Consider the following 10576-nt stretch of genomic DNA (forward strand, 5'->3'; position numbering starts at 1 on the left):
GAAAACGCGATAGCATGCGCCATCGCGTTTTTTGTCCGACAAGGCGATAGCCCCGCTCGCCCTTAAGCCCGTATAATGTGTAGTTACTCCCTTACACCAACCAACCACCTAAAGATCAACCTCAGGAGTCCCAGAGAATGGACGAGCAATTGCGCCAGAGCGCACTGGAATACCACCAGTACCCCAACCCGGGCAAAATCCAGGTTGCCCCGACCAAGCCTCTCACCACCCAGCGCGACCTCGCCCTGGCCTACTCCCCCGGGGTGGCCGCCGCCTGCGACGCCATCGTGGAAGATCCGCTGAACGCCTATAAATACACCGCGCGCGGCAATCTGGTGGCGGTGATTTCCAACGGCACCGCTGTGCTGGGCCTGGGCAATATCGGCGCGCTGGCCGGCAAGCCGGTGATGGAAGGCAAGGGCGTGCTGTTCAAGAAGTTCGCCGGCATCGATGTGTTCGACATCGAGGTCAACGAGCTGGACCCGGACAAGCTGGTGGACATCATCTGTTCGCTGGAACCCACTTTCGGCGGCATCAATCTGGAAGACATCAAGGCGCCGGAGTGCTTCTACATCGAGAAGAAGTGCCGCGAACGCATGAACATCCCGGTGTTCCATGACGACCAGCACGGCACCGCCATCGTGGCCGCCGCCGCGGTGCTCAACGGCCTGCGCCTGGTGGAGAAGGACATCGCTCAAGTGCGCGTGGTGGCTTCCGGCGCCGGCGCCGCCGCCATCGCCTGCCTGGACCTGCTGGTGGCGCTGGGCGTGAAGCGCGAGAACATCACCGTCTGCGACTCCAAGGGCGTGATCTACGAAGGCCGCGACGAGAAACTGGATGACTCCAAGAAACGCTACGCGATCAAGGACAACGGTCAACGCAAGCTGGCCGACGCCATGGCCGGCGCCGACATCTTCATGGGCCTGTCCGGTCCCAAGCTGGTGTCCCAGGACATGGTCAAATCCATGGCCCGCGCGCCGCTGATCCTGGCCATGGCCAACCCGGAGCCGGAAATCCTGCCGCCGCTGGTGAAGGAAGTCCGCCCGGACGCCATCATCGGCACCGGCCGTTCGGACTACCCGAACCAAGTGAACAACGTGCTGTGCTTCCCCTTCATCTTCCGCGGCGCGCTGGACGTGGGCGCCACCACCATCAATGAAGAGATGAAGCTGGCCACGGTGCGCGCGATCGCCGACCTGGCGCTGGCCGAGCAAAACGACGTGGTGGCCACCGCCTACGGCGACCAGGAACTGTCCTTCGGCCCGGAATACGTGATTCCGAAACCGTTCGATCCGCGCCTGATCGTCAAGATCGCGCCGGCCGTGGCCAAGGCCGCGATGGATTCCGGCGTCGCCACCCGTCCGATCCAGGACTTCGACGCCTACGCCGATCAACTGGCCCAGTTCGTGTACAAGACCAATCTGTTCATGAAACCGGTGTTCGCCCAGGCCAAGAAAGACCAGAAGCGCGTGGTGCTGACCGAGGGCGAGGACGAGCGCGTGCTGCACGCCACTCAGGAAATCGTCACCCAAGGCCTGGCCAAGCCCATCCTGATCGGCCGCCCCAGCGTCATCGACATGCGCATCCAGAAGCTGGGCCTGAAGCTGGTGGCCGGCAAGGACTTCGAGATCGTCAATAACGAATCCGATCCGCGCTTCGCCGAGTACTGGAAAGAGTACTACCAGCTGACCAAGCGCAAGGGCGTGTCGCAGGAGCAGGCTCGCCGCCGCGTGATCGGCAACACCACGCTGATCGGCGCAATGATGGTGCGCCGCGGCGACGCGGACGCGATGATCTGCGGCACCTACGGGCCGTACCGCCAGCACTTCGACATCGTCGAAACCGTGCTCGGCTACAACAACCCGGAGCAAGTCGCCGGCGCGATGAACGCGCTGATCCTGCCCACCGGTAACATCTTCATCGCCGACACCTACGTCAACGCCGACCCGAGCGCCGAGCAACTGGCCAGCATCACCCGCATGGCCAGCGAATCAATCAAGCGCTTCGGCATCGCGCCCAAGGCCGCGCTGCTGTCCAACTCCAGCTTCGGCACGCTGAACAGCGCGTCGGCGCAGAAGATGCGCGCCGCCTTCGACCAGATCCGCTCGGCGCAGCCGGATCTGGAAATCGACGGCGAAATGCAGGGCGACGCCGCGCTGGTGGAAAGCATCCGCAACCAGGCCATGCCGGACAGCACGCTGAAAGGCTCGGCCAATCTGTTGATCATGCCGAACGTGGAAGCCGCCAACATCAGCTACAACCTGTTGCGCGTTTCCGCCTCCGACGGCGTGACCATCGGCCCCATCCTGATGGGCATGAGCAAGCCGGCTCACATCCTGACCCCGATCGCTTCGGTGCGCCGCATCGTCAACATGGTGGCGCTGGCCGCCGTGGATGCGCAAAACAGCAAGTAAGCGTTTGCCTGGGATTTAAGGCATATACTGAACGGGCAAGCACAGCTTGCCCGTTTTTTCTTGGCCAAGGGAGCCGCTCATGAGCAACGAATTCAACCCCAACGACCCCTTCTCCCTGTTCCGCCAGTTCTGGCAAAACGCCACTCCGCCCGGCATGCAGCCTTTCCTGCCGCCGATGAGCGAAGAGGAAATCGATCGCAAGCTGGCGGAATTGCGCGTGGTGGAAAGCTGGCTGACCATGAATATGGGCATGCTGGGCATGCAGATCAAAACCCTGGAAATGCAGAAATCGGCACTGCATTCGATGCGGCCGAAAGACCCTCCGCACGCCTGATTCCCAAGCCTGCGGATTGGAGTTTGCCGGTGAGGCAAACAACGCTACACTCTAGCGTCCGGCTGCGGACCTCCATGACCAAGAGTGTGCAAGCGCAGCCCCTCCATGCCTGTGGACTGCGCCTCTCGCGCCTATCCTAATAGACAACAACAACGACTTCACCCTGCGGACGCCATGCGTTTTTCTAACGATTTCTCCTCGCAGCCGGCCGCTTCCGGCCTGCCGCCCATTCCTGTCTGGCTCTTGCTGCTGATCGCCGCCGCCTGGCTCTTGCCCGGCCTAGTCGGCCATGAACCGTGGAAACCCGATGAAGCCTATACCTTCGGCTTGGTGCGCCATATCGCGCTGACCGGCGATTGGGTGGTGCCGACGCTGGCCGGCGAGCCCTTCATGGAAAAGCCGCCGCTGTTCTTCATCAGCGCCGCCTTCGCCATGCGCTGCCTCAGCGGCTGGCTCAGCGCGCCGGACGCCGCGCGCCTGGCCGCCGGAGGCTGGCTGGCGCTGACGCTAGGCGGCATCGCCACCGCCGCCGGCGCGCTGTACGGCCGCCGCGCCGCGGCCTGGGGCGCCATCTTGCTGCTGGGCTGTCTGGGCCTGTCCATGCGCGCCCACCAGATGATCACCGACACCGCGCTGCTCGCCGGCATGGCCTGGGGCCTGGCCGGCATGGTGCTGCTGCGCCGGCGCGCGGTGCTCGGCGGAGTGCTGCTGGGGCTGGGCGGCGCGGTATCCTTCTTGAGCAAGGGCCTGCTCGGCCCCGGCTGCCTGGGCCTGAGCGCCTTGTTGCTGCCGCTGCATCCGGACTACCGCAACCGCGGCTACCTGAAGGGACTGCTGATCGCCGCGCTGGTGGGCTTGCCGCTGCCCGCACTGTGGGTGCTCAAGCTGTACCAACGCGACCCGGCGCTGTTCCAGCTATGGTTCCAGGTCAATAACTTCGGCCGCTTCAACGGCAGCGCCCACCTGGGCCCCAAAGCGCCCAAGCTGTTCTACGCCCGCACCCTGCCGTGGTACGGCATTCCGGTGCTGCCGCTGGCGCTATGGGGCTTGTGGCGCGGCCGCCGGCAATGGACCCGCGCCTGGCCGGCGGCGCCGGCGCTGTGCTGGCTGGTGACGCTGGGCGTGCTCTCCCTCGCCGGCGACGCCCGCGAACTGTACGCAATGCCGCTATTGCTCCCCCTGGCGCTGCTGGCCGTCACCGGTCTGCAGGCCGGCGGCCATGGCCGCGCCTGGAGCGCGCTGTCGCTGCTGCCCTTGCTGCTGAGCCTGGCGCTGAGCGTGTTGCTGCTGGCCGTGGCCTGGGTGTTGTCCACCGGCGAACCCACGCAATGGGCCAAGGTGATCCTGCATCGCAAATTCACCGATTGGCAGCCAAGCTGGCATCCATGGACCTGGCTGGCCTATGGCCTGATCGCCGGCGGCGTGATCTGGCTATGGCGGCGGCTGCCGGCCAATACCGCTCCCGGCTTCGCCTGGCGCTGGAGCCTGACCATCGTGCTGCTGTGGGGCGGACTGGCCACGCTGTGGCTGCCGGCGCTGGACCACGGCATGCGCTACCGCGAGACCTTCGCGCCGCTGCGCCCGGTATTCGCCGACATCCGCGCGCAAGGCGGCTGCGTCGCCAGCATGGGCTTGGGCGAACCGCAGCGCGCGCTGCTGGATTATTACGCCGATTACCACACGCTGCGGCTGGAAAGCAGCCCGCAAGCCGGCCAATGCCAGTGGCTACTGGTGCAAACCCTGCATGACCAACTACCGGCCTTTGCCGCCACGCTGACACCGTTGCGGAGTTTTCAGCGCCCGGGCGATGTCAAGGAACGCTTCCGCCTCTACCGGCTGGAACAGCCGCTGGAACGCTTGCAGACCCCCGGCAAATAATTCCAATTGACTTGATTTCATACGAAATAGTCACACTTAGTCACAATTTACCCAACATTCATTAACAATTGGCGGCCCGGCATCACGTAGCCTTAACCCTTTTTTGTTTGAGGTTATGGTATGTCGGCGCTGAACGCGGTGGATTTATTCTGGTCCTTGGCCAGCGGGCGCTTTTCCCGCAAAGACGGCTTCGACGAAGGGAAGAATCGCTGCAAATTCGCGCTGCGCGGCTTACTGACGCTGCCGTGGACACTGCGCTGGCTGGACACTTGGCGCCAACAGCCCGCGCTGCGGCAACATCTGCAGGCCAACCCGCGGCTGGCCTGCAAGCTGCACCGCCCCTATCTCTACCGCTCGCTGAGCCAGGGCGGCAAACTCGCCGCGCTCTGCACCCATTACCAAGCGCTGGCGGAACGGATTTCACCGGCCGCCTATCGCAGCCTGCTCGATGACGCCGGCTTGATACTGGCCGAGCTCAATGGCAAGAACGATGCCGAGATCAAGGTGCGGCTGACCCACCAGCACAGCTTCGACAAGGAGGGTGAGCTGTCGCTGCAAATCTGCAATGCCGACGATGTCGCCATCGCCACGCTGACCTTCACCATCGCCCGGCGCCACGACGACATCGCCATCATCATCGGCGGCCTGCAAGGTCCACGCAAACCTCATGGAGCCGACGCAGTGCACCAGTTGACCAAGCAAAGTCATGGCCTGTTTCCCAAGCGCCTGGCGGTGGAAGCCTTGATCGCCCTGGCGCAGGAAATCGGCGCGAAGCAAGTGCTGGCCGTCAGCAAATGGCAGCACATCTATAGCTCCTGGCGCTATCGCCGTCACTTCTTTGCCGACTACGACAGCTTCTGGGACACCTTCGACGCCCAAGCCACCGCTTGCAAACGCTTCTTCAGCCTGCCGCTGCAGCTGCCGCGCAAACCGCTGAGCGAGATCGCCAGCAAGAAGCGTGCGGAATACCAACGCCGCTACGCGCTGCTGGATGAACTGGCGTTACAGAGCCGCCACGCGCTCACGCGCCAGGCCGCCGCAGGCTGAACGCCGGTTCGGCGCGGCTGAAATCATCGCCGCCCAGCTTGCCCACCAAGGCCAGCGCATCGGAATGCAGCCGGCCGTCGCGCCAGGCCTCATCCGCCACATGCACGTGGCGCACTTCGCCCAGCACCAGATTGCCGGCCCCGGCGCCCTGGCCCAAGGCCAGGCACTGACTGAGCACGCACTCGAAACGCAGCGGCGCCAGCTCCACGCCGGGCGCCTTCACCTGGCGGCTGCGCGCCTTGCCGACGCCGGCGAGATCGAACTCGTCCACCTCCGCCGCATACGGACCGCAGCTGACGTTCATCGCTTCCGCCAGCCGTTCCGACACCACATTGACCACGAATTCGCCGGTGGCGCGGATATTGGCCAGCGTGTCCTTTTCGCCACCGGCGGCCGGCGTCAGAATGCTCAAGGCCAACACCGGCGGGCTGACGCTGGCGACGGTGAAGAAGGAAAATGGCGCCAGATTGGCCACGCCGTGCAAATCCTGGGTACTGACCCAGGCGATGGGGCGCGGCTGCACGCTGCCCACCAGTAAGGGATACACCGACTCCGCCGGCAAGGCGCTGATATCGCAATCCATTTTCTTTCCTCCTTGATGCCATCATTCTAATGCTGCATAGCAGCAAAATACCAGCCCGCAATGCAGTACCCGACGATGGTGTCACGGCGGCTCGACGGGTAAAATGGCGCGATGAACTCACCTCGTTTTATCCATCTGCGCCTTCATTCGGAATTCTCCATCACCGACGGCATCGTGCGCCTGGATGACGCCATCAAGCGCGCCATACAGGACAAGATGCCGGCGGTGGGCATGTCCGATCTGATGAACATCTTCGGCATGGTCAAGTTCTACAAGGGCTGCCGGGACAAGGGCATCAAGCCCATCGTTTCCTGCGACATCTGGCTGGAAAACGAGGATGACCGCGACAAGCCCTATCGCATGATGCTGACGGTGAAGAACCGTCAAGGCTATGGACGCTTGTGCGAACTGCTGGCCGATGCCTACACCCACAACCAGTACCGCGGCCGCGCCGAAATCAAGCGCGCCTGGCTGGAAAACGGCGACAACAGCGGCCTGATCTGCCTGTCCGGCGCCCATCTGGGCGATGTCGGCCAGGCGCTGCTGCAAGGGCAGCGCGATGAGGCGCGCAGGCGAGCCGAATACTGGGAGCGCTGCTTCCCCGACAGCTTCTACCTGGAGCTGCAACGCCTGGACAATCCGCAAGTGGAGCACGCCCTGCAGGCCTCACTGTGGCTGGCCGGCGAAACCAGCCTGCCGGTGGTGGCCACTCATCCCATCCAGTTCATGGACCCGGACGATTTCAAGGCCCATGAAGCTCGAGTCTGCATCGCCGAAGGCTTCACCCTGGGCGACAAGCGCCGGCCGCGCAGTTTCGAGGAGAACCAATACTTCCTGTCCACCGAGCAAATGCTGGAGCGCTTCGCCGACATTCCCGAAGCGCTGGAAAACTCGGTGGAAATCGCCCGCCGCTGTAATATCAGTGTGCAGCTGGGCAAGAACTACCTGCCGCAATTCCCCACCCCGGATGGCATGACGCTGGACGACTACCTGATCCACCTGTCCGAGCAAGGCCTGGAAGAGCGGCTGGAAAAACTCTACCCGGACCCGGAAGTCCGCGCACAAGAGCGCCCTCGCTACGACGAGCGCCTGAAGATCGAGTGCGACACCATCGTCCAGATGGGCTTCCCAGGCTACTTCCTGATCGTGGCCGACTTCATCAACTGGGCCAAGAACAATGGCTGCCCGGTGGGCCCCGGCCGCGGCTCCGGCGCTGGCTCGCTGGTGGCTTACAGCATAGGCATCACCGATATCGACCCGCTGGCCTATGCGCTGCTGTTCGAGCGCTTCCTCAACCCCGAGCGGGTATCGATGCCCGACTTCGACATCGACTTCTGCCAGGACAATCGTTACCGCGTGATCGAATACGTGCGCCAGAAATACGGCGCCGAGGCGGTATCGCAGATCGCCACCTTCGGCACCATGGCGGCCAAGGCGGTGGTGCGCGACGTCGGCCGGGTGCTGGACCTGCCCTATATGTTCTGCGACGGCGTCTCCAAGCTGATTCCGGCCGCGCCCGGCAAGCAGTACTCGCTGGACGACGCGGTGGAAATGGAACCGGTGCTGCGCGAACGCCTGGAAAACGAGGAGGAGCTGCGCGAGCTGTGGGAGCTCGCCAAGAAGCTGGAAGGCCTGACCCGCAATATCGGCATGCACGCCGGCGGCGTGTTGATCGCGCCGGGCAAGATCACCGACTTCTGCCCGATGTATCAGGCCAGCGCCGACGGCGCGGTGCCGGTGTCGATGCTGGACAAGGACGATGTGGAAAAAGTCGGCCTGGTGAAGTTCGACTTTCTGGGCCTGCGCAACCTGACCATTATCGAACTGGCGGTGCGCTACATCAAAGACCTGGACCCCGCCTTCGACACCGACCTGAATCTGCTCGAGTTCACCGATCAAGCCGCCTACAAGGTGCTGCAGCAAGCCAATACCACCGCGGTGTTCCAGCTTGAATCGGACGGCATGAAACGGCTGCTGGAAAAACTGAAGCCCGACCGTTTCGAAGACATCATCGCTGTGCTGGCCCTGTACCGTCCGGGCCCGCTCGGCTCCGGCATGGTGGACGACTTCATCCTGCGCAAGGCCGGCAAGCAAGAGGTCGACTACTACCACCCAGACCTGCAGGCCTGCCTGGACCCGACCTATGGCGTGATCGTCTACCAGGAACAGGTGATGCAGATCTCGCAGATCATCGGCGGCTACACTCTGGGCGGCGCCGACATGCTGCGCCGCGCGATGGGTAAGAAAAAGCCGGAGGAAATGGCCGAGCACCGCGGCAAGATCGCCCAGGGCGCGGCGACCAAGGGCTACGATCCCAAGTTGGCCGAGATGCTGTTCGACCTGATGGCCAAGTTCGCCGAGTACGGCTTCAACAAATCGCACACCGCCGCTTACGCGGTGGTGTCCTACCAGACCGCATGGCTCAAGGCTCATCACACCGCGGCCTTCATGGCGGCCACCATGTCCTCGGAATTGGACAACACCGACCAGCTCAAGGTGTTCTACGACGACAGCGTGGACAGCAAGAACAAGCTGATCTTCCTGCCCCCAGACGTCAACCAGAGCTACTACCGCTTCGTGCCGGTGGACCGCAAGCACATTCGCTACGCGCTGGGCGCGATCAAGGGCACCGGCGAGGCCGCTGTCGATCACATCGTCGCGGTGCGCGCCGAATCCGGCCCGTTCAAGGACCTGTTCGATTTCTGCCGCCGCACCGACAAGAAAATCGTCAACAAACGCGTGATCGAAGCGCTGATCCGCGCCGGCGCTTTCGACAGCATCGAGCCGAACCGGGCCAAACTGTTCGGCAATGTCGGCCTGGCGATGGACGCCGCCGAACAGGAACACGCCAATGCCAACCAGGGCGGCCTGTTCGACATGTTCGGCGACGACGTCGCCCCCAGCGTGGAAATGGTGGAGATCAAGCCCTGGAACGATGCGGTCAAGCTGGCGGAAGAAAAGCTGGCCATCGGTTTCTACCTGTCCGGCCACCCTTTCGCCGCCTACGCCAAGGAAATCCGCGGTTTCATCAAGACGCCGCTATCACGGCTCAGCCCGCGCAAGGAGCCGCAGCTGTTGGCCGGCTTCGTCACCGGCATCCGCGTCAAGGTGGGCAACCGCGGCAAGATGGCCTTCGTGCAACTGGACGACGGCAGCACCAAACTGGAAGTCAGCCTGTTCGCGGAAAGCTTCGAAGCCAACCGCAGCCGGCTGAAGGACGACGTGGTGCTGGTGATAGAAGGCAAGGTCAGCGAAGACAACTTCTCCGGTGGCCTGCGCATCATCGCCGACAAGGTCTACGAGCTGGGCGAGGCGCGCAGCCGCTACGCGCGCAGCTTGTCGCTGCAATTGGCCGGCAAGGTCGATGTCAGCAAGCTCAAGGCCCAGTTGCACCCGTTCCGTAGCGAGGATGCCGGCTGCCCGGTACGCATCCACTACAATAACGGCGCCGCCAGCGGCGACCTGATGCTGCCGCCACCCTGGGGCGTGCGGCTGGACGACGGCCTGCTGCTGTCCTTGCAGGATTGGCTGGGCTCAGACAAGGTTAAGGTCATGTGGTAAGCCGCCCTGAGCCGTTCAATAGCCGCGCGCCCGCGCGGCTTTTTTACGCCCGCGCTTTGCAAGCGCCTGACATTGCAGTAGGCTTGCCCGCTCCACAGCACTCATGGACAAGGATGTTTTCACGATGACGGCACGCCCGGCGCAACTCCCGGACCTCGCCCCGGTCTTCCAGATCGAGCAGGCGGTATTCGGCCAGCACATCTACCCCGACTTCTTCTTCCGTCAGGCCCACGATCTGTGGCCAGACCTGTTCTTGGTCGCGCCAGGCGCGCAAGACGGCGAATTGGGCGGCTACATCATTGGCGCGCCGGGCAGCGGGCAAGGCGAGTTCTGGATCATGTCTCTGGCGGTACACCTACATTGCCGCGGCCAGGGCACCGGCAAGCAATTGCTGCAGACGCTGCTGCAAGCGCTACGGGCGCGCCAGGCCAGCCATGCGAAACTGACCGTGCATCCCGACAACCCCGCGGTTCGGCTGTACCAGCAACTGGGCTTCACCATCATCGAGCATCAGCCGCACTACTTCGGCGAGGACGAACCACGCTTGCTCATGCGCGTGGATTTCTAAGAACCTGTTCAAAGTCTACGTTGCTTCAACCGTTTTCGCCTTGTCTCGCTCTTGCTCGCGGGAGCGTAAACAGACTCTAAACTTCACGATCAAGCGCCGCTCGCGGCGCTTTTTTATTGCCGGCATGTCCAATGCCCGAACGCAACAAAGCCTCCCCGAGGGGAGGCTTTCGTGTCAGCGTTTCCACCGCG

At 63.4% G+C, this 10576-nt stretch carries 7 protein-coding genes; 6 read left to right on the forward strand and 1 reads right to left on the reverse strand.

The window, feature by feature from the left end; genetic code table 11:
• The first annotated feature begins 137 nt into the window (after positions 1-137).
• The 4 genes from VI26_RS02910 (at position 138) to VI26_RS02925 (ending at position 5673) form a co-directional block, all read left to right on the forward strand.
• The gene (locus VI26_RS02910) at positions 138-2414 is read left to right on the forward strand and encodes an NADP-dependent malic enzyme (protein WP_048408249.1); all 2277 of its coding nucleotides are present in this window, start codon (positions 138-140) and stop codon (positions 2412-2414) included.
• Between the two features lie 79 nt (positions 2415-2493).
• Positions 2494-2748: a PhaM family polyhydroxyalkanoate granule multifunctional regulatory protein gene (locus VI26_RS02915; protein WP_048408250.1), complete on the forward strand. Its 255-nt coding sequence runs from the start codon at positions 2494-2496 to the stop codon at positions 2746-2748.
• Between the two features lie 174 nt (positions 2749-2922).
• On the forward strand, positions 2923-4626 hold the full coding sequence (locus VI26_RS02920; protein ID WP_048408251.1) for a glycosyltransferase family 39 protein: 1704 nt from the start codon (positions 2923-2925) through the stop codon (positions 4624-4626).
• Between the two features lie 120 nt (positions 4627-4746).
• Positions 4747-5673: a VirK/YbjX family protein gene (locus tag VI26_RS02925; RefSeq protein WP_048408252.1), complete on the forward strand. Its 927-nt coding sequence runs from the start codon at positions 4747-4749 to the stop codon at positions 5671-5673.
• Here VI26_RS02925 and VI26_RS02930 read toward each other — a convergent pair.
• Positions 5648-6256 carry a flavin reductase family protein gene (locus VI26_RS02930; protein ID WP_048408253.1) on the reverse strand — a complete coding sequence of 203 codons (609 nt, stop codon included), beginning with the start codon at positions 6254-6256 and terminating at the stop codon, positions 5648-5650. The two genes, VI26_RS02925 and VI26_RS02930, sit on opposite strands and share 26 nt — an antisense overlap.
• 111 nt (positions 6257-6367) lie before the next feature.
• On the opposite strand from VI26_RS02930, the gene dnaE reads away from it, so the two are divergent.
• A complete protein-coding gene (dnaE, locus tag VI26_RS02935; protein ID WP_048408254.1) occupies positions 6368-9817 on the forward strand; it encodes a DNA polymerase III subunit alpha in 3450 nt (1149 codons plus the stop codon).
• 124 nt (positions 9818-9941) lie between these two features.
• Positions 9942-10385 (forward strand): N-acetyltransferase, encoded by a 444-nt coding sequence (locus tag VI26_RS02940; RefSeq protein WP_048408263.1) that lies wholly within the window; start codon positions 9942-9944, stop codon positions 10383-10385.
• Positions 10386-10576: the final 191 nt, after the last annotated feature.

This window comes from Chromobacterium sp. LK1, assembly GCF_001043555.1.
Classification (GTDB): Bacteria; Pseudomonadota; Gammaproteobacteria; order Burkholderiales; family Chromobacteriaceae; genus Chromobacterium; species Chromobacterium aquaticum.

Coding starts and splice junctions, on each gene's coding strand:
- VI26_RS02925 (WP_048408252.1), top strand. CDS start 4,747: ATGTCGGCGCTGAACGCGGTGGATTTATTCTGGTCCTTGGCCAGCGGG.
- VI26_RS02915 (WP_048408250.1), top strand. CDS start 2,494: ATGAGCAACGAATTCAACCCCAACGACCCCTTCTCCCTGTTCCGCCAG.
- VI26_RS02940 (WP_048408263.1), top strand. CDS start 9,942: ATGACGGCACGCCCGGCGCAACTCCCGGACCTCGCCCCGGTCTTCCAG.
- VI26_RS02920 (WP_048408251.1), top strand. CDS start 2,923: ATGCGTTTTTCTAACGATTTCTCCTCGCAGCCGGCCGCTTCCGGCCTG.
- VI26_RS02930 (WP_048408253.1), bottom strand. CDS start 6,256: ATGGATTGCGATATCAGCGCCTTGCCGGCGGAGTCGGTGTATCCCTTA.
- VI26_RS02910 (WP_048408249.1), top strand. CDS start 138: ATGGACGAGCAATTGCGCCAGAGCGCACTGGAATACCACCAGTACCCC.
- dnaE (WP_048408254.1), top strand. CDS start 6,368: ATGAACTCACCTCGTTTTATCCATCTGCGCCTTCATTCGGAATTCTCC.